The sequence below is a fragment of the Mangrovibacter phragmitis genome (genome assembly GCF_040429585.1).
GTDB lineage: Bacteria > Pseudomonadota > Gammaproteobacteria > Enterobacterales > Enterobacteriaceae > Mangrovibacter > Mangrovibacter phragmitis.
Window position 1 is genome coordinate 5,317,417 of record NZ_CP134782.1, and the last position, 21,419, is coordinate 5,338,835.

Sequence of the window (21,419 nt, forward strand, 5' to 3'; positions counted from 1 at the left end):
AAACTATAAAGAAGTGTCGGCAAACTTATGAAAATATTTAGAGAATAAATACACAACAAAAAATTGTGTGTTTTTCATACAATGAACTATAATTACTGATGTCGGGGTATACCGGTACCTGAAAGCACAGGCTGTAAGGGGCTCCGATGTCGGGGGAAACCCTCCTGCCCAATGCGGGATAGAGCGAAAGACAACCGGCAAAACGAAAGCGCCAGTAATGGCGCTTTCGTCGTTATTGCCGCTTACTTATCTTCCAGCAGACGAGCACCGCTACCTTGCTCGCCCAGTTTATCGCCCGGGTTGCGCAATGGACAGTCACTGCGCGACAAGCAGCCACAGCCAATACAACCATCCAGTTCATCCCTCAGTGCTTCCAGCGTTTTGATACGATGATCCAGTTCTTCCCGCCAGCCCGAGGAAAGCTGTTTCCACTCCGCGGGAGTCAGGCGGTGCCCTTCCGGTAAGACACTAAAAGCATCACCAATGGTTGCCAGGGGAATACCTATACGTTGCGCAATCTTGATAATTGCCACATAACGCAGCACATCACGCGTATAACGCCGCTGATTACCACTATTTCGCGTACTTTTGATTAGGCCTTTAGTTTCATAAAAATGCAGCGCAGAAACCGCCACGCCACTACGTCGGGCAACCTCACCAGGCGTGAGGAGCGCTTTTATACGGGGAGATTTATTTTGCATAATTCGCTTTACCTCAAGTTAACTTGAGGAATTATACTCGCCCCAGATGAAACTTTCTAATTGAGAGCAACGCGAGGGAGTCTTATGTCACATCAGGATATTATCCAGACGCTGGTTGAGTGGATTGATGAACATATTGATCAGCCTTTAAACATTGATGTTGTGGCGCAGAAATCAGGCTATTCGAAATGGTACTTACAGCGGATGTTTCGGGGAGTAATGCACCAAACGCTGGGCGATTATATCCGCCAACGCAGGCTGGCAATGGCAGCGGAGGCGTTACGAACAACCGAACGCCCTATTTTCGACATCGCCATGGACTATGGCTATGTGTCGCAACAAACCTTCTCACGCATTTTTCGTCGCCAGTTTGACCGGACACCAACCGACTACCGGTTACAGGCCTGACTGGAAAAATTAAAAGACCCAGTGTGGCTTGCCGGGAAAAACAGCTTTTCGGGCAAGCCAGGCTTCAAACTCATCAGAAGGCATTGCCCGGGCGAAATACCAGCCCTGGCAATACTGAACCCCGCGCTTAAGCAACCAGGCTACCTGCTCCATATTCTCAACACCTTCCGCTATCGTTTTGAGTTGCAGGCTGTGCGCCATTTCAATGATATGTTCCGCAATCAGGTGGCTGGTATTCGGCCCAATCAACGTATCAATGAAGGATTTATCGATTTTAAGAATATCTACGTTCAGGGAATAGAGATTTTGCAGGTTAGAGTACCCGGTACCAAAATCATCAATCGCCACTTCAAATCCCGCAGCACGAAAGGCCTGAATAACCGGCGTTGTTTTCGCTACATCAATAAAACCGCGCTCAGTCACTTCAATCTTGATTTGACCTGTTTTCACGCCAAACTGATGTGCTTTATCAGAAATCCAGTCAATCAAATACGGGGAGTGAAAATCCGTGGCAGACAGGTTGATGGAGATGTAAATATCCGGCGTTTTTGCCAGGTAATCACCCAAATCGTCAAAAACGTAATCTATGACATATTCAGTCAGGTGAGACATCAACCCTTCCCGCTCAGCGACAGGAATAAACACCGCAGGGCTCACCAGAGGACCAGAATAACCATGCCAACGCAGTAACGCCTCCGCCCCAACACAACGCCCAAGCTTTATATCGACAATTGGTTGATAATGCAGGTGAAATTGTTTTTTCTTCATGGCATTCATCAACAGACGACGGGGTGAATTCAGTTCCCGCTGCGCCCACGACCAGCCCATAAAGATCAGTAAACTTAAAATAACCCCCAGAGGTACAGTCACTGTCATTTGATGGGACCAGAAACCGTAAAACAGGGCATTTGAGGTGGAAACAATGACAGCAACTGGCCGTTTGGCATGACTTATGCTGTAAAAACGCTGGTTGGCACGAAACATCTTGCTGTCATGCCGGATTAGACCAGACAAGGCCTGTGCATCGACACCGGGGCTCAAAGAGAAAAAACGCATCGTTCGGGTATCGAAAATCCCCCACTGCATTGATTTGTCGTTGGTCATGACATTACCAAACGCCAGCGGGTTCACCACCGCAACATAATTCCCCTTCCGCATATAAACCATTTTGTGACCGGAAAAAAACGGCGTATCGCGGAAATAATAAATAGCGACATCTCCTTCACGAGAATAGTCCGGAGAGCCAAGGTAATAAGGGTGCGACGGGTGTAAAAAAGTAGAACACAGCAGATCATCGTTGTGCGCGTAAATCAGCTCCTCCACATCCATGGAGGTCCGCAGACTACTCAGCATACTTACCTGATGAGCAGGAGAACAAGGGATCCCACGGAAACGGCTGGCATCTTCACGAACATCGTTCACATGGCTAATCACACTTTCACTTTTTTCGAGAACCATCGAGGCAAATGCCTGCAAGTGCTGTTGCGTATCATTTTCAGCACGGATTCTCGCGAACCAGATTGCAAAGACAATTGGTAGCATGACTATCAGCAAAACGCCGATTATTCGCAACGTTTTCTTCCACGGCTGGAGAGTCATAGATGCCTCATAAGCGCGGTTATAGCACCTGGTAATGAGAATCAGTAAAAATAGACGTTTACGTTGCATGAATCGTTAAAAATTAGCAATAGGGAATACCTTTAATTTTCTTAAATTTCAGAGAAAAAGCCGTCACTCGTCATAAATTAACGTTATAAATAAAATGATCTGGCGTTTTGATAATCAATTGCAGGTATTGACTGAGAAATACGCTAACGAAGAGGAAACCATGATAATGGAATGGTAGACATGATAAAAACGAACCCTAAGGGAAATAATAGTCAGAACACCACCAGAAACAGATAAAAACAGCATTTTCATATCATACAATTAAGATAATTCTTAATTGTATGATGCCTTAGCTACCCATTGCGGGAGTATCTCCGGCGATAACAGACATACCGCGGCCATTGCGTTTCGCACCATACAGCGCTTCATCCACTTGCTTTAATACTTCACTGACAGGCATGACCTCTCCAGAACGCAAAGAAATAATACCAGCACTGAAAGAAATACGCAGATCATAGTAGCCTGGCATTACCTGGCTGTTGGTGAGACGCTGGCGAAACTGCTCAATAAACCGCCAGGCTAACTGGCTATCAGCAGCGGGTAAAATAGCCAAAAATTCTTCTCCACCAAGGCGACCGGCAACCATGCCAGGGAGAGGGTGTGCCTGTAATTCCCGACCAAAACAAGATAAAGCAATATCACCAACCGAGTGCCCCCAGCGGTCATTAATGCTTTTAAAATAATCCAAATCAAACATAACAACCGACATACCATTTTGAATCGCATGATGCCTGTTACGCAGCAGAATCTCATTAAGTTGCGCAAGAATACCAGCCCGGTTGAGGCACTGAGTGAGGTCATCGGTAATAGCTTTACGCGCCAGTCGCTGCTCTTCACGTTTACGAGCCGTAATATCAACACCAATATTTAAAATAGAATGATCCGGCAATAAAATATTTGACCATAAGGTGGTTAATACGCGCCCATTTTTATCAATCGGGTACCATTCCTGCATTTTTTCCCCAGGCACCGTTGTTACCGAAGCCCGTACCCGCTCACGAACTGCCAGGTCAGGATAAAAAAGAGCCAGTGGGTCCGGAAAATGATTTAATTCATCTTTGCTCCAGCCAAACAATCTTTGGCATTCTCCGTTCCATAATATACAACGATTTTCTGCACTAAATGAATTTATTAATATTGGCGCATTAAAAAAAAGAGTTGTGTATTGCGCAACTATCTCTTGTTTATCGTTTGAAAAAAATGAGTTTACAGAATGCTTAATTAAGTATTCCTTTATTGCACTGGAGATAATCGCAGAAATATTTCGGAGTAATTTTTGTGAATAAAATCGATGGGAAAATGCGAGAAAAAAATAACCAGCAACATCACCTTTTTGATAACGAAGCTTACCTAAAACAGCAGACTCAAGGGCATACAAGTTACCCTCAGACTGGGAAAAGAAATGCTTACCCACACCATGTTCCCAGACCACAGTATTCCACTTGTATGCCTGCAGGCGTCGGTCCGCAAGCATTTGGTAAACATCTTGCTCCCGGCAAGGACAGTAACCACTCACCCTGACACTAAGAGTTTGTGGCTGCTCAATAAGCGCCACCCAACCCAGGCGCGCATCAAGTGCACGGGTAAAGGCCCCAATCACTTGTTCAAGAGATGTACTTTCAAAAATAGCCGGAAGCACCCCGGCCAGAGCATTCAATACTGCATCAGGCATCTGTATATAGTGCTCAGTATTATCATTTTTCATTTAAAATTCTTCACATAACCATATGAATTCGAATATAATTTACTGAACAACGCTATCGCATTACACTATAAATACAGACTTAAAACAGCTTTGGATACAGTGTGATGCGCCCAAAAAATATAACGATATTAACCAATATTTAGAAAGGTTCCGCAGGGTCTGAAAAAACCCACCATGATATAACACAGTGTAATAAGTCATAAAAAAGTATTAGTAATCAGTATACTGGCATACAAGCGCAGTTAATAATCACTCCGGTCATAATAAGTCAGCCTGATACTGCTGTAAATAACACAGCACAGAGCTGGCAGCATAATGCTATTCTTAATTATCTGATTTTACTTATATAATTAGCGCCAGCCAGGATTATTCCCAGCAGCTTTTCCATCCGCAACAAATCGGGCCAGTATTTTCCCTTTATAAAATAATCACATAAAACATCGGTGTGTTTTGTAAAAAAATTATCACCGTCAACTGGTGAATAAAACAACAAATGTGATATAGTTCACAAAAATAAGTTAAACAACGCTTCATCACCTGCAATGTTACAGTGCTTTCTCAAGGCTGACGTCAGAGACCTGCCTCAGAAAGCCACCGAATTACTGAGGATTGTTTTCATGGCTACTCTAACAACGAGCGTAATGCTGATGCGCTGGCCACTGTTCAGCGCGGTACTGATGTTTATGGCCAGTACTCTTAATATTCGTTTTCGCCGTAATGAACGTTACGCACTGGCGTTTGTCAGCACCAGTTGTGGCCTGGCAGCATCTTGCTGGTTTGCAACGACCTTACTGGGGCTGTCATTGGTTGATTTGAGTATCTTCTGGGCGCATTTCAAAGATGTGATGGTTGATATTATGAGCCATACTCCCCCGGAATGGCCGGTCATGGTTAGCTAGGTTCAGCGGTAATCTTCCCTCATCTTCTGCAATAGCGGATCAAAGCGAATAAACAAAGCGTTATCGAAAAACGTGATAATTTTTATCGATCTGGCAGAATAATACTGCCAGAGAGTGAACATCCTTGTTCTTATACTCAGGATGATACTTTTTATTTCACTTTCTGGTGAGTTAATACTCGCTGACAAACGCGTAATTGCTTTCCAGTACCCCGGCTATATATGCTTCAAAGCTCTCTGCCAGCACGATATAACTGTCAGGGTCATGCAGAAAACGCACCACCTGCCCACAAGTACCACCTGGGGCCGGGTGGAAATCAATATACAGGCGGGAAGTACCACCATTATTCAGGCAATGAGCAAAGCACAGCCGTTCACTCATCGCGACAGAGGTATCAATCCGGTTGTCTACATAAATGGCATCCGTTTGCCCAAGCCACTCACCATAAATGTCGCTAATTGAATCCCCAAAATGTTGCTCTTCCTGAATTTGCTCACAGGAAAGCAGGTAGTAGCCAAAATCCTCACCGGCATCGGATGCCAGTAATAGCAAATTAACCATCTTCCCGTCATACTTTTTCCAGTATGTACCATCAACCTTACTTAACAGTTGCTGTAATTCAGGCGGACACAGTGGATAAAGCTTTACCAGTTGCGCAAGTGCCTGTTCTGTTGCACCACACAACACAGCCCACTGTTTCTGGTTTTCCTCACTCAGATGTAACCTGACTTTTTCGAGGTGGCGTTCAACCAACGTCATACCCTCTCCCTGATGCATAATTAACCAAGGCGCTATCTTGTGTTTTCCAGGTGAAGGCGTCAATCAGCCTGAAGCTATTTCTTCCAGATGCTCTTATTGTATTGTTTTATAGCCTACGCCGATTCGCGAATGATAAGTTTTGGCGGCAGGATCAGGCTGTATGTTTCACTGTTACGCCGCCCAAACTGGCTGATTAACCGTCTGGCAGCCTGTCGCCCCATTTCACGCGCATTGAAATTGACAAAAGTAAGAGAAGGTTCAGTTAATTCCGCTTCTTCAACATCGTCAAAACCAATCACGGAAACTTGCTGACCAATAAACTGATCTTTGCCAATTGACCGCCCCGCCCGGTGTACACCATAAACCGCACCCAGCGCAGTTGAAGAATGGTGACACAGCATCGCGGTCACTTGTGGCTGCGCTGACAGTAATTGCTCTACCGCCTGAGCGGCAGACGACTGGCTTTTCCCGCATTCCACCACCCACTCAGGCCTGAATGGTAAACCAAACTGCAAGAGTGTTGAGCAGTACCCACCAATACGTTCAGCCCGGCACAAAGAGTGGCTTGCCCCGCCAATGTAAGCAATTCTGCGGTGCCCCTGGCGGATAAGATGTTCAGTCGCGAGTTTCGCCGCAGACATATTATCCGGCCCGACATAATCAACCTGCTTATACACTGGCGCACGGGCAATACAGACCAGAGGTAAATCATACTGTTGCAGATTCTCAAGATTGAATGGCTGGCTTTCGTCAACAGGGCAAAACGCAATACCGCCAACGCCTTGCCGCGCCATGGTTAACAGACACTTCTCGAATTTTTCCTGGCTGTCACCACTCTGAGCCAGAAACAGCATAAAACCCTGCCGCTCTATCTCCTCACTGATACCAGAGGCCACTTCTGCGTAGTAAGGGTCACTGATATCTTTCAGTATTAATCCAATGATTTCGCCCACCCCGGAACGCAGGTTAGCTGCGGCCCGGTTACGTATGTAACCCAGTTCTTCAACTGCACCATTCACTTTTTCTATCGTGTCAGTAGAAATCCGCCCTTTGTTGCCCAACACCATCGACACAGTAGAAACCGATACACCGGCATGTTTAGCCACTTCTGTGATGGTCACCTTTTTTGCAGACATAGATTCACTTTCGGGATGAGAAAACGTTTTATCAGAAAACTTTAACCCTGGAAGCCAGATTTTAAAAGCTCACCTTTTCAGTAAAACAAACTTGTTTAACACGATCACAGATATTTTGATAAAACGTTTTATCAAAATTTTACCTCTGTATATTGTGCGGATAAAGACAAAAACCCCCTGCACATAACCAGTTGATGGCTTGTGCGCTAAAAGTTCTCAAACTCTGGAGACGTGATATGTCGAATGCTAATAAATCGACCATTTGGGAGTTCCTGCAAAGCCTGGGCAAGACCTTCATGTTACCCGTGGCACTGCTGGCATTTTCCGGCATCTTACTCGGGGTCGGTAGTTCATTTTCAAGCTCGGCGGTGAAGACAGCAATTCCTTTGCTGGATAATAACGGGTTGCAATACTTGTTCATGTGGATGACCAAAATTGGTCTGGTCGCCTTTATCTTTTTGCCGGTGATGTTTGCCGTTGCCATTCCACTGGGTTTAGCCCGCGAAGAGAAAGGCGTCGCAGGGTTTGCGGGGTTTGTTGGCTATGCAGCATTCAATCTCGCCATCAATTTTTTCTTAACTGTCGCGGGCGTGCTGGATAACCCAACCGCGCGCGCAGCTTATAGCGTAAAGAATATTATCGGTATTGAGTCTATTGATACCGGTATTCTTGGCGCAGTTATTGTGGGTGTCATTGTTGCCAGGCTCCACCAGCGTTATTACACGTTCAAAATGCCGGATGCGCTGGCTTTCTTCGGCGGTGCGCGCTTTGTGCCAATCATTTCAGCCATTGTTCTGGGTGTGGTGGGCGTATTTATTCCCTATATCTGGCCTTACTTCGCTGCGGGGATTAACAGCATAGGACATATCATTGAAAAGGCCGGGGTCTTTGGCCCAATGCTGTTTGGCACTGGCGAGCGCTTGCTGCTTCCTGTTGGGCTTCATCATATTTTGGTGGCACTTATTCGTTTCACTGAAGCGGGCGGCACAATGGATGTCTGCGGGCAAACCGTCTCTGGTGCACTCAATATCTTCTATTCTGAACTTTCCTGCCCCACTACCACGGCTTTCACGCCAGAAGTTACTGCGTTTCTGTCTCAAGGGAAAATGCCTGCTTTCCTGGGCGGCTTACCTGGCGCAGCCCTGGCAATGTACCATTGCGCACGCCCGGAAAACCGGTCAAAAATCAAAGCGCTGCTTATTTCTGGGGTTGTAGCCTGTGTTATTGGTGGCATTACCGAACCACTGGAATTCCTGTTCCTGTTTGTTGCGCCGGTTCTGTACTTGATTCACGCCATCCTGACGGGCATTGGTTTTATGCTGATGGGGATGCTGAATGTCACTATCGGCAATACCGATGGCAATCTGATCGACTTCCTGGTATTTGGCGTGCTGCAGGGCACGGCAACCAAATGGTATTTAGTGCCTTTGGTGGCAGGTATTTGGTTCGCGGTTTACTACGGCGTGTTTAAGTTCGCTATTACCCGGTTCAACCTGAAAACGCCTGGCCGGGAAGTGGATAACACAGCGGTTGATGAAGAGCTGCAGGCAGTATTTGTCAATGAATCAGGTAAAGGGGCAGCAGTCCTCGCCGCTCTGGGCGGGAAAGAAAACATCACTTCTCTGGACAACTGCATAACGCGCCTGCGCCTGTCCGTTAACGATATGAACTTAGTGGACGACGCCAAACTGAAGGCGCTGGGTGCCTTGGGCGTGGTGAAATTAGACAAACACAGTTTACAGGTGGTAATTGGCACACAAGTTCACCTGGTGAAAAACGAAATGCAGGCCATTATTTCCGCAAGCTAAGAAAGGTTTGCATTAATGCCCACCTTCGGCACGTTTCTTTCCTGTGCCGAAGGTACGTAACCCGGGGTGAAACGCATGACGCAGAACACTGACTTTGATACACCGATTGACCGCACTGGCACTTACTGCACACAGTGGGATTATGTCCAGGACAGATTTGGCCTGCCCGGCCTGCTGCCCTTTACCATTTCAGATATGGACTTTGCCGTACCAGAGCCCGTGCTGGCCGCGCTTAAGCAGCGGCTCGCACACCCGGTTTTTGGCTACAGCCGCTGGAACCATGATGATTTTAAGTCGGCCATCAGCCACTGGTGCCAGTCCCGTTTTGGCTGTGCCATCGATAAGCAACATGTGGTTTACGGGCCATCCGTTATCTACATGGTTTCTAAACTGATTGAGCAGTGGACTGAACCTGGGCAGGGTGTTGTTTTTCATACACCCGCTTACGATGCGTTCGACAAAATGATTACCGGCCAGGGAAGAGCGTGTATTCACAGCCCGCTGGTTAACAGGCAGGGCCGGTTTGAAATCGACTGGGGCGATTTAGAGCGCAAGCTGGCTGATGCCAGGAACACACTATTTTTATTATGCAGCCCGCACAACCCAACCGGGCGGGTGTGGAGCCGCGACGAACTACAAACACTCGCAGACCTTTGCGAACGGCACCATGTCAGGGCTATCTCTGATGAGATCCATATGGATCTCTGTTTTAAACCTCATACGCCGTATGTCGGTTTTGGGCCATCTAACCACTGGGCACTGGTAACTTCCGCATCCAAGTCGTTCAATATCCCGGCACTGAACGGTGCCTGGGCGTTGATTCCCTGCCCACAGGCCAGAGAGCAGTACCTGCATAAACTCAAAGACGTGGATGGCCTTTCATCACCCGCTATTTTAGCTGTGCTGGCAACCATAGCAGCTTACCACGAAGGCGCTACATGGCTTGATGCACTGAATAGCTATATTCGGGCGAATCATGTGTATTTACAGGAAACACTGCACAAGGCATTCCCTGAAATAAGCTACCAGCTACCCGATGCAACTTATCTGGCGTGGCTGAACCTGAGGCCGTTGAAGCTCAATATGGCAGAGCTTAACCAGGCATTAATCGAACAGTTTCACGTAGCCATTATGTCGGGTGAGGTGTACGGGGAAGCAGGCCGGGGTTACTTGCGGCTCAACCTTGGGTGCCCACGCGCCAAAGTAGAGCAAGGTGTGGCGGCATTAATCCAGGCGATTAAACTGCAACGGTAAGCATGTATTTTGCCGGGAAAAAGCCTGGAACTATGACCGTTTTGTGGCCTTCACACGAGGAGAAAAACAAAAGCCCCAGTTTGGGGCTTTTGCGCAATACCGGGAAATCAGAACGGAATATCGTCGTCGAAATCCATTGGTGGTTCGTTAGATGGTGCTGGCGCGCTCGGAGCCTGTTGTGGACGAGACTGCGCGCCACCACTGAATGCAGCGTTATTGCCTTGCGGCTGCTGCGGCTGACCCCAGCCACTTTGCCCGCCCTGGTTACCCTGGTTGCCACCCATTGGCGCGCCACCCTGGCCACCCTGACGACCACCCAGCATTTGCATGGTGCCGCCAACGTTAACCACGATTTCAGTAGTGTAACGTTCCTGGCCACTCTGATCCTGCCATTTACGGGTACGCAACTGGCCTTCAATATAAACCTGTGAACCTTTACGCAGATATTCACCTGCGACCTCAGCCAGCTTGCCGAACAACACAACGCGGTGCCATTCAGTCTGCTCTTTCATTTCACCGGTCTGCTTGTCACGCCAGGATTCGGAAGTAGCCAGCGTAATGTTGGCTACTGCGCCACCATTTGGCATATAGCGTACTTCCGGGTCCTGGCCCAGGTTACCGACGAGAATCACCTTGTTTACGCCTCTGCTGGCCATGATAGTCTCTCCTGAAAAACGGTTAGCGATAGTTTAAACGCGGCATTCTAACACGCCAGTTAAGCAGATTATAGTTGCGATAATGCTTCCAGGATATCGTTGTACGTTACATGCTTTACATAGAAACACTGGATATTCATTCAGGTTTTATTGTGTCATAATTAGCCGTTTCGGATCGCCGGCTTTTCGTCTTGCTGGTTTTTAGTTGTAAAAACAAGGGCGAGAACCGGGATGACTGCATTTACTCCGGGGAAGGTGAATGGACAAGATAGAAATTCGGGGCGCCCGCACCCACAATCTGAAAAACATCAATCTGGTTATTCCGCGTGACAAACTGATTGTTGTGACGGGGCTGTCTGGGTCGGGTAAATCATCACTGGCATTTGATACACTGTATGCAGAAGGGCAGCGCCGCTACGTTGAGTCGCTTTCAGCCTATGCGCGCCAGTTTCTCTCACTGATGGAAAAACCGGATGTTGACCATATTGAAGGACTCTCCCCGGCGATTTCTATTGAACAGAAATCCACATCGCATAACCCGCGTTCCACTGTTGGTACTATCACTGAAATTCACGATTACCTGCGTTTATTGTTTGCCCGTGTAGGTGAGCCACGCTGCCCGGATCATGATGTCCCGCTGGCGGCACAAACAGTGAGCCAGATGGTTGATAATGTGCTGGCGCAACCTGAAGGCAAACGCCTGATGCTGCTGGCGCCCATCATTAAAGAACGTAAGGGTGAGCACAGCAAAACGCTGGAAAACCTGGCAAGCCAGGGCTATATCCGTGCACGTATTGATGGCGAAGTTTGCGATCTGTCCGATCCGCCCAAACTGGAATTGCAGAAAAAACACACCATCGAAGTGGTCGTGGACCGGTTTAAAGTACGCGAAGATCTGGCACAACGCCTTGCGGAATCATTTGAAACCGCACTGGAATTATCCGGTGGTACGGCTGTTGTTGCCGACATGGACGACACCAAAGCAGAAGAGCTTCTGTTTTCTGCGAACTTCGCCTGCCCGATTTGCGGGTACAGCATGAGCGAACTGGAACCTCGCCTGTTTTCCTTCAACAACCCGGCAGGTGCCTGCCCCACCTGCGACGGGCTGGGTGTACAACAATTTTTCGACCCCGAGCGGGTTATCCAGAATGGTGAGCTGTCACTGGCTGGCGGCGCGATCCGTGGCTGGGATCGCCGTAATTTTTACTATTTCCAGATGCTGCGCTCGTTAGCAGACCACTACGAGTTTGATATCGAAGCGCCCTGGGACAGTCTGGGTGCCAATGTTCAGAAAGTGGTGCTGTATGGTTCCGGTAAAGAAACCATTGAATTCAAATATATTAACGATCGGGGCGATACCTCAATACGCCGGCACCCGTTTGAAGGGGTGCTGCACAACATGGAACGCCGCTACAAAGAAACGGAATCCAATGCGGTGCGTGAGGAACTGGCGAAATTTATCAGTAACCGCCCCTGCACCAGTTGTGGAGGCACCCGGCTGCGCCGCGAAGCCCGCCATGTATTTGTGGAAAACACACCACTGCCGACGATTTCTGATATGAGCATCGGCCACGCTATGGATTTTTTCAGCAACCTGAAATTGTCCGGGCAACGGGCCAAAATAGCTGAAAAAGTATTGAAAGAAATTGGCGACCGCCTGCAATTTTTGGTGAATGTCGGGCTGAATTACTTAACGCTGTCCCGCTCTGCGGAGACGCTTTCCGGTGGGGAAGCACAACGTATTCGTCTGGCAAGCCAGATTGGTGCTGGTCTGGTTGGGGTGATGTACGTGCTGGATGAACCCTCTATTGGGTTACACCAGCGTGATAACGAACGCCTGCTGAAAACCCTGATTCACCTGCGTGACCTGGGTAATACAGTGATTGTGGTGGAGCACGATGAAGACGCCATTCGTGCGGCCGACCACATTATTGATATTGGACCCGGAGCCGGAGTTCACGGTGGGAATGTGGTTGCCGAAGGCCCGCTGGCAGATATCCTGGCGGTGCCTGAATCACTGACCGGACAGTACCTGAGTGGTGTGCGCGAAATTAGCGTGCCGAAAAAACGCGTCCCGGCAGACCCGAATAAAGTGTTAAAACTGAGTGGCGCCCGGGGCAATAACCTGAAAGATGTCACTCTGACTCTGCCCGTCGGGTTATTTACCTGCATTACCGGCGTATCAGGTTCAGGTAAATCGACACTGATTAACGACACCCTGTTCCCGATTGCCCAGAAGTTACTGAATGGTGGCTCCAGCATAGAGCCTGCGCCTTATCGGGAGGTTCAGGGTATTGAGCATTTCGATAAAGTCATTGATATTGACCAGAGCCCCATTGGCCGTACCCCACGTTCTAACCCGGCAACCTATACCGGCATTTTCACCCCGGTGCGTGAGCTGTTTGCCGGTGTGCCGGAATCCCGCTCCCGTGGTTACAACCCCGGCCGTTTTAGTTTCAACGTGCGTGGTGGCCGCTGTGAAGCCTGCCAGGGTGATGGCGTGCTGAAAGTGGAAATGCACTTTTTGCCGGATATCTATGTGCCCTGCGATCAATGCAAAGGGAAGCGCTATAACCGCGAAACTCTGGAAATTAAATACAAGGGTAAAAATATTCACGAAGTGCTGGATATGACCATTGAAGAAGCCCGCGAATTTTTTGATGCCGTTCCGGCGCTGGCCCGCAAACTCCAGACATTAATGGATGTGGGGTTGTCCTATATTCGCCTTGGTCAATCAGCAACAACGCTTTCTGGTGGCGAAGCACAACGTGTGAAACTGGCCCGGGAGTTGTCCAAACGCGGTACAGGCCAGACACTGTACATTCTTGATGAACCCACAACCGGCCTGCATTTTGCCGATATTCAGCAGTTGCTTGAGGTATTGCACCAGTTACGTGACCAGGGCAACACCATCGTGGTGATTGAGCATAATCTGGACGTGATTAAAACAGCCGACTGGATTGTTGACCTTGGGCCGGAAGGCGGCAGTGGCGGCGGGGAAATCCTGATTTCCGGCACACCAGAAACCGTTGCCGAATGTGAGGCTTCCCATACTGCGCGCTTCCTGAAACCCATGCTCAAATAAGCCGGGTTTAAAGGGAATATTGCTGCCGCAGGGATGCTGGCAGCAATTCCAGCGCCTGTTGCCAGGCATCATCTACCAGGTAATAAATTTGTGAGTCTGGCAGGCTGCCATCCAGCCACAGTGTGCTCCAGTGCGCTTTGTTCAGCAGCTCGCTGGGGAAAACATCTTCATGAGACTGGCGTAACAGCTCGGCCAGCGCCGGACTGGTTTTTAACGAAATTGCCGGGCGGCCATCCACGTCGTGCAACATAGCGAACATCACATCCGCCAGTTTAATTTGTGTGGCAGCCCACTCACGGTGTGCCGACTGCGTTACACCCGGTTTATTCATGCAAAACATCAATAACTGTGACTGATTCATGGTCTTTACTCTCCTTGCAGCGTCACGACAATTCGCCGCGCGCCACCGTGGATTCGGTGTTCCCCTAACCAAATCCCTTGCCATGTCCCCAGCAACACACGCCCGCGCTGTACGGGCAAAGCTAACGATACGCCAAGCAAAGAAGATTTGATGTGCGAGGGCATATCATCTGCCCCCTCGTAGTCGTGCTCATAATCACCCTGGTCCGGAACTGCACGTAAAAAATGCCGTTCCATATCGCCCCGCACCGTGGGATCACAATTTTCATTCAGCGTAAGTGAAGCAGAAGTATGCTGCAGCAATAAGTGCAACAGACCCGTATTCACCTGGCTGATGGCAGGAATATTGCCGAGAATTTCCTCCGTGACCAGGTGAAAGCCACGAGGTTTAGCGCTGAGTGTCAGAATCTGTTGATGCCACATAGTGTTGGTTCCTGGTTAACAAAAAGCACACGCAGGAAATTATGCCTGCGTGTTTAAGTGTGCAGCATTTTGCTAAAAGGTAAACCCTGTGGCATCACAAGCGGCACAACCGGGTCGCGCCGCCGCTCTGGCTCTCAGTATTCGGAATTAACAATCACTTCTTCGCCAAATTTTCCGGCAGAAGGTAATGGGCGATAGGTGGAGTTGGAGGCACGCAACACGCGAATACCACGGATACCGGCATCTCGCGCCGCAGTGATATCGCCATCAGAATCGCCGTAGAAAATGCGGATCTTTTTATCCACCAGCCAGTTTGTTTTCGTGTTCTGGCCTGGGTTATCACCTGCAAAAATCACCGGGTTCATGTTACTGGCGGGAATATGGAAATCGTCCTGCAAGGTTTTAGAGACCGTTTCTGTTTTTGTCTGGCTGCGCCCGGTAATAAACCAGATGCTGTCACCCCGCCGGACGTGCATATCAATCAAGGCGCGGGCCACTTCTTTAGGGATACTGAATTCATCCCAGCCATTATTCATTTTTTCCCAGAATGCCGGGTTTTTCAGGTAGGCATTGCTGTCCGGGGAGAACATTTTTTTGCCGCGGTAAAAGCCCGGGCTTGAGAACAGCACAGTGTCATCAATGTCAAACCCGACAGCTATTGGCGGGCGGCCAAGCAGGCTATTTTCAATTTGCGCCACAGATACCCAGTGAACCGGTGCCTGTGCGGCCAGTTGTGCAACGTTAATACCACTGTAAAGGGGTGGTGTGGATTCTTTGGCAACTGCGGTATGAGACAGGGCCAGGCCCAGGAAGAGTGCGCCTAATGCGCGGGTCAGTTTATGCATGTTATCCCTGTGTATCACGGTGTTAGTTAATCTCGTTTTGCTCATCGCGTGAATCGAGGAAAACCTTAACGTTAAGCCGGCCATGAGGGAAGGTTTTTTTAGGCAGAAATAAGCAGAAAGTGTGATACCTGCCGGAATATTGCCACCCCGACAGGTAAGTAAGCACTCACATTACAGCAGCAAAGGCTTCGGCAACGCGGTTAACGTTACGGGAGTTAAGCCCGGCCACACACATACGCCCGCTGGCTATCAGGTAAACCCCAAATTCATCACGCAGGCGGTCAACCTGAGCGGCACTCAGCCCGGTATATGTAAACATACCCCGCTGTTTCAGGAAGTAGCTGAAATCGTGGTTTGGCAGCGCCTGTTTCAGTGTTGCTACCAGTGCCTCACGCATGCTCAGAATGCGAACCCGCATTTCTTCCACCTGGGCCAGCCAGTCGGCTTTCAGCGCCGGATCATTCAGTACCAGCGATACCACTTGCGCGCCGAAATTCGGCGGACTGGAGTAGTTACGGCGCACCGTAGCTTTCAGTTGCCCTAACACCCGGCTGGCGGTATCGGCGTCTTCGCATACCACTGACAGACCACCAACACGCTCGCCATACAGCGAGAAAATCTTGGAGAACGAGTTACTGACCAGTGCCGGAATGCCTGCGTTAGCAATGGCGCGGATAGCATAAGCGTCGTCATCCATACCCGCACCAAACCCCTGATAGGCGATATCCAGGAACGGAATGAGCTGGCGAGCTTTGAGTACTTTCACCACGGCATCCCATTCATCCGGCACTAAATCAGAGCCAGTCGGGTTATGGCAGCAAGGGTGTAACAACACGATGCTTTTTTCAGGCAACCCGGCGAGGGTGTCCAGCAGAGCCTGTGTGCGAACCCCTTTGGTTTCGTCATCAAACCAGGGGTAAGTACTCACTTCGAAACCTGCACCCGCGAAAATGGCAACGTGGTTTTCCCATGTTGGGTCGCTCACCCATACGCCTGATTCAGGGAAATAGCGTTTCAGGAAATCGGCCCCAACTTTCAGTGCCCCTGAGCCGCCTAATGTCTGAATAGTTGCAATTCGCCCGTCGCGCAGCGCCGGGTGGTCTGCACCAAAGAGTAAAGGGGCAATGGCATTGCGATAGCCACCCAAACCTTCCATAGGCAGGTAAACAGATGCGCCATGAGGCGCGGCATTCAGACGAGCTTCGGCTTGCGCCACTGCGCGCAGTTGCGGAATAGTACCGTCTTCATCGTAATAGAGACCGATACTCAGGTTCACTTTATCCTGGCGGGGATCGTCTTTGAAACGTTCCATCAGCGACAGAATTGGATCGCCTGCGTAGGCGTCAACGTTCTGAAACACGCGGGGGTTCTCCTGATATCCATTAAGTAGGGATGCCGCAAACTAAAACTGTGTTATCCCAGGCTTATTACAGGTAACAACACAGTGTTTAACGGAAATAACACAATAAACCGGAAGTAGTGGGAAAGCGAGAGTAAAGCGGCGTGGATTAACGGTGGAACAACGATTTCAGGCGGTGTAACAATTTCAGGTTATATAACACCGGGCGGTAACCGCCCGGGCAATTGATCAGTCAAGGTAGTGCATGGAGACACGAGATGTCAGGCGGGTAATAAGTTCGTAAGCACTCACTTTTGTCACTTCCGCGATGCGCTCGACGGGCAACCCTTCGCCCCACATTACCACGCTGTCGCCGGGGTGTTCCTGGGCATCTGGCCCCAGATCAACACAAATCATATCCATGGCGACCCGGCCAACCAGTGGCACTTCACGGCCATTCACCAGCACAGGTGTGCCTGATGGCGCACTGCGTGGATAACCGTCTCCATACCCCATCGCCACCACGCCCAGGCGCGTATCGCGCTGGCTCACCCAGGTGCCGCCATAGCCAACCGGTTCACCGGCTTTGTGGTCACGTACCGCAATCAGGCTGGATGTCAGGCTCATCGCTGGCTGGAAGCCAAAATCTGCCCCCCAGGGTTTGTGGTCCAGCGGCGAAACACCATAGAGAATAATCCCCGGGCGTACCCAGTCAAAATGTGACTGAGGCCAGAGCAAAATACCACCTGAAGCTGCAATTGATTTCAGGCCTGCTTTCCCTTCGACAAAATGGTTAAAAATGGCCAGTTGCTGTTCGGTTGCCCCTACTTCCGGTTCATCAGCACGGGCAAAATGGCTGACGATGTTCACTGGCTGGCGCACATTTTTGCACTGGCTCAGGCGGGCATAAAACGCTTCTGCTTTTTCCGGGCGAACCCCCAGGCGGTGCATGCCGGTATCAAGCTTCATCCACACTGTAACTGGCTGGCTCAGTTGTGCCTGCTCGAGGGCTTCAAGTTGTTCTTCGCTGTGCACCGCAGTATGAAACTGCTGGCTGGCGATAACCGGCAGGTCACTGGCGTTAAAAAAACCTTCCAGCAGTAAAACAGGTTGAGTGATGCCCCCTTCGCGCAGGCGGATGGCCTCTTCCAGGCGGGCAACGCCGAACGCATCGGCATCTGGCAGGGTACGGGCAGTTTCTAACAAACCATGCCCATAAGCGTTTGCTTTCACAACTGCCACCAGGCGGCTGGACGGAGCCAGTTCACGCAGGCGTTGCAGGTTATGTCGCAGAGCGCGGCGGTTAATCACAACAGTTGCCGCTTGCATGTTTATTCCTTCAATTATTCTTCGTCGTATTGCGGGCCTGCATAGTTATCGAAGCGCGACCATTGCCCGTTAAAGGTCAGACGCACAGTCCCGATAGGGCCGTTACGTTGCTTACCGATAATAATTTCCGCGATGCCTTTTAGATCACTGTTTTCGTGATACACCTCATCGCGGTAGATAAACATAATTAAGTCGGCATCCTGTTCAATGGAGCCGGATTCACGCAAGTCTGAGTTTACCGGGCGTTTATCTGCACGCTGTTCCAGTGAACGGTTAAGCTGTGACAGCGCCACCACTGGCACCTGCAGCTCTTTTGCCAGCGCTTTCAAAGAACGGGAGATTTCAGCGATTTCCAGGGTACGGTTGTCTGACAAAGACGGCACGCGCATGAGCTGGAGGTAGTCGATCATAATCAGGCTTAAGCCATCGTGTTCACGGAAAATTCGCCGGGCACGAGAGCGAACCTCTGTCGGTGTCAGGCCGGAAGAGTCATCAATGTACATATTGCGCTTCTCCAGCAAAATCCCCATGGTACCGGAGATACGCGCCCAGTCTTCATCATCCAACTGGCCGGTACGGATACGTGTCTGGTCGACGCGAGACAAAGACGCCAGCATACGCATCATTATCTGTTCCGCGGGCATTTCCAGGCTGAAAATCAGCACCGGTTTATCCTGCAACATGGCGGCGTTTTCACACAGGTTCATGGCGAATGTGGTTTTCCCCATGGAGGGACGTGCCGCGACAATAATCAAGTCTGACCGTTGCAGGCCCGCGGTTTTCTTGTTGAGGTCCTGATAACCGGTATCAACCCCGGTCACACCATCGTGCGGTTGCTGGTAAAGCGTTTCAATACGCGCAACTGTCGCTTCCAGGATCTGGTCAACAGATTTGGGGCCTTCATCTTTGTTGGCGCGGTTTTCTGCTATCTGGAAAACCCGTGACTCCGCCAGGTCGAGCAAATCTTCACTGGTGCGCCCTTGTGGGTCAAACCCGGCATCGGCTATTTCGTTGGCAACGGCTATCATTTCACGCACAACAGCACGTTCACGGACGATATCTGCATAAGCGCTGATATTCGCTGCACTTGGCGTGTTTTTGGATAACTCGGCCAGGTATGCAAAACCGCCAACACTTTCCAGTTGCCCCTGGCGCTCCAGCGATTCCGACAGCGTTATCAGGTCAATGGGGTTGCCTGTTTCCTGCAGACGGTGCATTTCAGTAAAAATAAGCCGGTGCTGCCGGGTATAAAAATCGTCCGAGACTACGCGCTCGGCAACATCGTCCCAGCGTTCATTATCCAGCATTAACCCGCCCAACACTGACTGCTCCGCTTCAAGAGAGTGCGGAGGAACTTTCAGCCCGGCTACTTGTGGATCGCGCTGTTCACGCGGTTCAGCGGGTTTGTTGAAGGGTTTATTTCCTGCCATAGTGAAAGGGTTTACCAAAAATTGAACGGGGAAACGTGGCATTATACCTGAAAACCGTCAGTTTGCAGGCAGTGGAATGCACTTACCTGTATCAGTAAACCACTGATACCCACACAGGAGGCAGCGAAACAGTTATGGCAACGCGTATTGAATTTACCAAACATGGTGGCCCCGACGTGTTACACGCCGTGGACTGGACACCCCCTGAACCCGGTGACAACGAAGTTCAGGTTGAAAATAAAGCCATAGGTATCAATTACATTGATACTTATATTCGTAGTGGGTTATATCCCCCGCCATCGTTACCCTGTGGGTTGGGAACGGAAGCAGCAGGCATCGTCACCAAAACGGGTAAAAATGTCACCCATTTTCGCCCTGGTGACCGGGTGGTTTACGCCCAGAGTGCGTTAGGTGCTTACAGCAGCGTACACAATGTACCTGAACATAACCTGGCACAGCTTCCCCCGGCGATTTCCTTTGAGCAGGCAGCCGCTTCTTTTCTCAAAGGGCTGACAGTGTTCTACCTGTTGCGTAAAACCTATGAAATCAAACCTGGTGAAATGTTCTTGTTTCACGCAGCAGCCGGTGGTGTTGGGCTGATTGCCTGCCAGTGGGCTAAAGCGCTGGGGGCAAAACTGATTGGTACTGTTGGTTCAGCACAGAAAGCTGAGCGGGCTATGCAGGCCGGAGCCTGGGCCACCATCAACTACCGTGAAGAGGATATTGCCGGGAGAGTTCGGGCTCTCACCGGCGGGAAAAAATTGCCGGTTGTGTATGACTCGGTTGGCAAAGACACCTGGGAATCTTCGCTTGATTGCCTGCAACGCCGTGGGTTGATGGTCAGTTTCGGTAATGCTTCCGGCCCGGTAACGGGCGTGAACATTGGGATCCTCAACCAGAAGGGCTCACTGTATGTAACCCGCCCATCACTCACCGGCTATATCACGAACCGAGCAGAATTGCAGGAAGCGAGCAGCGAACTGTTTTCCCTGATTGCCAGCGGTGTGATTAAAGTCCAGGTGGAGGAAGCGCAGAAATTTGCTCTGGCAGATGCTGCCCATGCGCATAAGGTTTTGGAAAGCCGCCAGACTCAGGGCTCAAGCCTGTTAATTCCCTGACAGAGAAAATGGAATAATACAAATGATTAGGGCTTCCCGCAGGAAGCCCTTCATTTTTATAGTTCGCGCTGAATTTGTAGGGTACAGCTGCGATGAATTTGGTAGATAGCGAAAACATAGTGACAGATTTAATAAGCAAATCATATGTTGTTAACAGGAAAGTTGTAAAAAAGTTCCAGGGTTGTGATCAGCCGCTCAAACAACCTGTCATATCAACGCATATCACGGCGATAATGTGAGCGTGATTGGGTATTGTTGCCATTATTTATAGCCCGGATAACCCACACAGCGACAATAGCCAGTAGTAACCAGGGCAACATTTTGAGCATTAACACCAGCAGCCCGCCAAAAAACATCACGCCCACAGCCACCAGCAGCGCAACAAAAACCCCCACCAGCGACACACCAGTCACCAGCAGCATAATAAAAAATCCCAGCACAAATAATAGTTCCAGCATCGTCAGTACCTCCAGGTAATAATCAGAGGTATTACAAG

General features: G+C 49.7%; 19 protein-coding genes. 6 read left to right on the plus strand and 13 right to left on the minus strand.

Features of this window, described 5'->3' with window-relative positions; genetic code table 11:
* Positions 1–242: 242 nt before the first annotated feature.
* Entirely contained in the window at positions 243–701 is a 459-nt protein-coding gene (gene soxR / locus MPHASIOC01_RS25510; RefSeq protein ID WP_064596709.1) for a redox-sensitive transcriptional activator SoxR, read from the minus strand.
* Between the two features lie 84 nt (positions 702–785).
* Between soxR and soxS the strand changes: the two genes are divergently transcribed.
* Entirely contained in the window at positions 786–1,109 is a 324-nt protein-coding gene (gene soxS, locus MPHASIOC01_RS25515; RefSeq protein ID WP_064596710.1) for a superoxide response transcriptional regulator SoxS, read from the plus strand.
* 9 nt (positions 1,110–1,118) lie between these two features.
* On the opposite strand, the gene MPHASIOC01_RS25520 is transcribed toward soxS, so the two are convergent.
* Together MPHASIOC01_RS25520 and MPHASIOC01_RS25525 are read right to left on the minus strand one after the other, a co-directional pair.
* Positions 1,119–2,708: an EAL domain-containing protein gene (locus tag MPHASIOC01_RS25520; protein ID WP_064596816.1), complete on the minus strand. Its 1,590-nt coding sequence runs from the start codon at positions 2,706–2,708 to the stop codon at positions 1,119–1,121.
* A 358-nt stretch (positions 2,709–3,066) separates the two neighbouring features.
* Positions 3,067–4,209 (minus strand): sensor domain-containing diguanylate cyclase, encoded by a 1,143-nt coding sequence (locus tag MPHASIOC01_RS25525; RefSeq protein WP_353613561.1) that lies wholly within the window; start codon positions 4,207–4,209, stop codon positions 3,067–3,069.
* Between the two features lie 890 nt (positions 4,210–5,099).
* Between MPHASIOC01_RS25525 and MPHASIOC01_RS25530 the strand changes: the two genes are divergently transcribed.
* Positions 5,100–5,381, plus strand: a complete 282-nt coding sequence (locus MPHASIOC01_RS25530; RefSeq protein ID WP_064596714.1) for a YjcB family protein — start codon at positions 5,100–5,102, stop codon at positions 5,379–5,381.
* A gap of 171 nt (positions 5,382–5,552) precedes the next feature.
* Here the strand turns inward: MPHASIOC01_RS25530 and MPHASIOC01_RS25535 are convergent, their stop codons facing one another.
* Together MPHASIOC01_RS25535 and malI are read right to left on the minus strand one after the other, a co-directional pair.
* Positions 5,553–6,140: an SMI1/KNR4 family protein gene (locus MPHASIOC01_RS25535; RefSeq protein WP_064596716.1), complete on the minus strand. Its 588-nt coding sequence runs from the start codon at positions 6,138–6,140 to the stop codon at positions 5,553–5,555.
* Positions 6,141–6,253: 113 nt separating this feature from the next.
* Positions 6,254–7,276, minus strand: coding sequence for a Mal regulon transcriptional regulator MalI (gene malI, locus MPHASIOC01_RS25540; RefSeq protein WP_064596718.1), 1,023 nt, complete (start codon positions 7,274–7,276; stop codon positions 6,254–6,256).
* Between the two features lie 236 nt (positions 7,277–7,512).
* Here malI and malX point away from each other — a divergent pair, with 236 nt between their 5' ends.
* Both malX and MPHASIOC01_RS25550 read left to right on the plus strand, forming a co-directional pair.
* A complete protein-coding gene (malX, locus tag MPHASIOC01_RS25545) occupies positions 7,513–9,084 on the plus strand; it encodes a maltose/glucose-specific PTS transporter subunit IIBC (RefSeq protein ID WP_353613562.1) in 1,572 nt (523 codons plus the stop codon).
* Positions 9,085–9,159: 75 nt separating this feature from the next.
* Positions 9,160–10,338: a MalY/PatB family protein gene (locus MPHASIOC01_RS25550; protein ID WP_353613563.1), complete on the plus strand. Its 1,179-nt coding sequence runs from the start codon at positions 9,160–9,162 to the stop codon at positions 10,336–10,338.
* 107 nt (positions 10,339–10,445) lie between these two features.
* On the opposite strand, the gene ssb1 is transcribed toward MPHASIOC01_RS25550, so the two are convergent.
* On the minus strand, positions 10,446–10,994 hold the full coding sequence (ssb1, locus tag MPHASIOC01_RS25555; protein WP_064596724.1) for a single-stranded DNA-binding protein SSB1: 549 nt from the start codon (positions 10,992–10,994) through the stop codon (positions 10,446–10,448).
* 259 nt (positions 10,995–11,253) lie between these two features.
* Between ssb1 and uvrA the strand changes: the two genes are divergently transcribed.
* A complete protein-coding gene (gene uvrA / locus MPHASIOC01_RS25560) occupies positions 11,254–14,079 on the plus strand; it encodes an excinuclease ABC subunit UvrA (protein ID WP_064596726.1) in 2,826 nt (941 codons plus the stop codon).
* A 7-nt stretch (positions 14,080–14,086) separates the two neighbouring features.
* On the opposite strand, the gene MPHASIOC01_RS25565 is transcribed toward uvrA, so the two are convergent.
* The 6 genes from MPHASIOC01_RS25565 to dnaB all read right to left on the minus strand — a co-directional run bounded on the left by MPHASIOC01_RS25565 (position 14,087) and on the right by dnaB (position 19,805).
* Positions 14,087–14,440 carry an MmcQ/YjbR family DNA-binding protein gene (locus tag MPHASIOC01_RS25565; protein ID WP_353613564.1) on the minus strand — a complete coding sequence of 118 codons (354 nt, stop codon included), beginning with the start codon at positions 14,438–14,440 and terminating at the stop codon, positions 14,087–14,089.
* A 5-nt stretch (positions 14,441–14,445) separates the two neighbouring features.
* Positions 14,446–14,862, minus strand: coding sequence for a secondary thiamine-phosphate synthase enzyme YjbQ (locus MPHASIOC01_RS25570; protein ID WP_064596730.1), 417 nt, complete (start codon positions 14,860–14,862; stop codon positions 14,446–14,448).
* A 134-nt stretch (positions 14,863–14,996) separates the two neighbouring features.
* The gene (gene aphA, locus MPHASIOC01_RS25575) at positions 14,997–15,707 is read right to left on the minus strand and encodes an acid phosphatase AphA (RefSeq protein ID WP_064596732.1); all 711 of its coding nucleotides are present in this window, start codon (positions 15,705–15,707) and stop codon (positions 14,997–14,999) included.
* A gap of 166 nt (positions 15,708–15,873) precedes the next feature.
* The gene (locus MPHASIOC01_RS25580) at positions 15,874–17,067 is read right to left on the minus strand and encodes an amino acid aminotransferase (protein WP_064596734.1); all 1,194 of its coding nucleotides are present in this window, start codon (positions 17,065–17,067) and stop codon (positions 15,874–15,876) included.
* A 228-nt stretch (positions 17,068–17,295) separates the two neighbouring features.
* Positions 17,296–18,375, minus strand: coding sequence for an alanine racemase (gene alr, locus MPHASIOC01_RS25585; protein ID WP_353613565.1), 1,080 nt, complete (start codon positions 18,373–18,375; stop codon positions 17,296–17,298).
* 14 nt (positions 18,376–18,389) lie between these two features.
* Entirely contained in the window at positions 18,390–19,805 is a 1,416-nt protein-coding gene (gene dnaB / locus MPHASIOC01_RS25590; RefSeq protein ID WP_064596818.1) for a replicative DNA helicase, read from the minus strand.
* A gap of 134 nt (positions 19,806–19,939) precedes the next feature.
* Here dnaB and MPHASIOC01_RS25595 point away from each other — a divergent pair, with 134 nt between their 5' ends.
* Positions 19,940–20,923, plus strand: a complete 984-nt coding sequence (locus MPHASIOC01_RS25595) for a quinone oxidoreductase (RefSeq protein WP_353613566.1) — start codon at positions 19,940–19,942, stop codon at positions 20,921–20,923.
* A gap of 212 nt (positions 20,924–21,135) precedes the next feature.
* Here the strand turns inward: MPHASIOC01_RS25595 and pspG are convergent, their stop codons facing one another.
* On the minus strand, positions 21,136–21,381 hold the full coding sequence (pspG, locus tag MPHASIOC01_RS25600; protein WP_036116536.1) for an envelope stress response protein PspG: 246 nt from the start codon (positions 21,379–21,381) through the stop codon (positions 21,136–21,138).
* Positions 21,382–21,419 lie beyond the last annotated feature (38 nt).

Excerpts from the sequence above, each read along its gene's own strand:
- soxR (WP_064596709.1), bottom strand. The coding sequence starts at position 701 with ATGCAAAATAAATCTCCCCGTATAAAAGCGCTCCTCACGCCTGGTGAG.
- soxS (WP_064596710.1), top strand. The coding sequence starts at position 786 with ATGTCACATCAGGATATTATCCAGACGCTGGTTGAGTGGATTGATGAA.
- MPHASIOC01_RS25520 (WP_064596816.1), bottom strand. The coding sequence starts at position 2,708 with ATGACTCTCCAGCCGTGGAAGAAAACGTTGCGAATAATCGGCGTTTTG.
- MPHASIOC01_RS25530 (WP_064596714.1), top strand. The coding sequence starts at position 5,100 with ATGGCTACTCTAACAACGAGCGTAATGCTGATGCGCTGGCCACTGTTC.
- MPHASIOC01_RS25535 (WP_064596716.1), bottom strand. The coding sequence starts at position 6,140 with ATGACGTTGGTTGAACGCCACCTCGAAAAAGTCAGGTTACATCTGAGT.
- malI (WP_064596718.1), bottom strand. The coding sequence starts at position 7,276 with ATGTCTGCAAAAAAGGTGACCATCACAGAAGTGGCTAAACATGCCGGT.
- malX (WP_353613562.1), top strand. The coding sequence starts at position 7,513 with ATGTCGAATGCTAATAAATCGACCATTTGGGAGTTCCTGCAAAGCCTG.
- MPHASIOC01_RS25550 (WP_353613563.1), top strand. The coding sequence starts at position 9,160 with ATGACGCAGAACACTGACTTTGATACACCGATTGACCGCACTGGCACT.
- ssb1 (WP_064596724.1), bottom strand. The coding sequence starts at position 10,994 with ATGGCCAGCAGAGGCGTAAACAAGGTGATTCTCGTCGGTAACCTGGGC.
- uvrA (WP_064596726.1), top strand. The coding sequence starts at position 11,254 with ATGGACAAGATAGAAATTCGGGGCGCCCGCACCCACAATCTGAAAAAC.
- MPHASIOC01_RS25565 (WP_353613564.1), bottom strand. The coding sequence starts at position 14,440 with ATGAATCAGTCACAGTTATTGATGTTTTGCATGAATAAACCGGGTGTA.
- MPHASIOC01_RS25570 (WP_064596730.1), bottom strand. The coding sequence starts at position 14,862 with ATGTGGCATCAACAGATTCTGACACTCAGCGCTAAACCTCGTGGCTTT.
- aphA (WP_064596732.1), bottom strand. The coding sequence starts at position 15,707 with ATGCATAAACTGACCCGCGCATTAGGCGCACTCTTCCTGGGCCTGGCC.
- alr (WP_353613565.1), bottom strand. The coding sequence starts at position 18,375 with ATGCAAGCGGCAACTGTTGTGATTAACCGCCGCGCTCTGCGACATAAC.
- dnaB (WP_064596818.1), bottom strand. The coding sequence starts at position 19,805 with ATGGCAGGAAATAAACCCTTCAACAAACCCGCTGAACCGCGTGAACAG.
- MPHASIOC01_RS25595 (WP_353613566.1), top strand. The coding sequence starts at position 19,940 with ATGGCAACGCGTATTGAATTTACCAAACATGGTGGCCCCGACGTGTTA.
- pspG (WP_036116536.1), bottom strand. The coding sequence starts at position 21,381 with ATGCTGGAACTATTATTTGTGCTGGGATTTTTTATTATGCTGCTGGTG.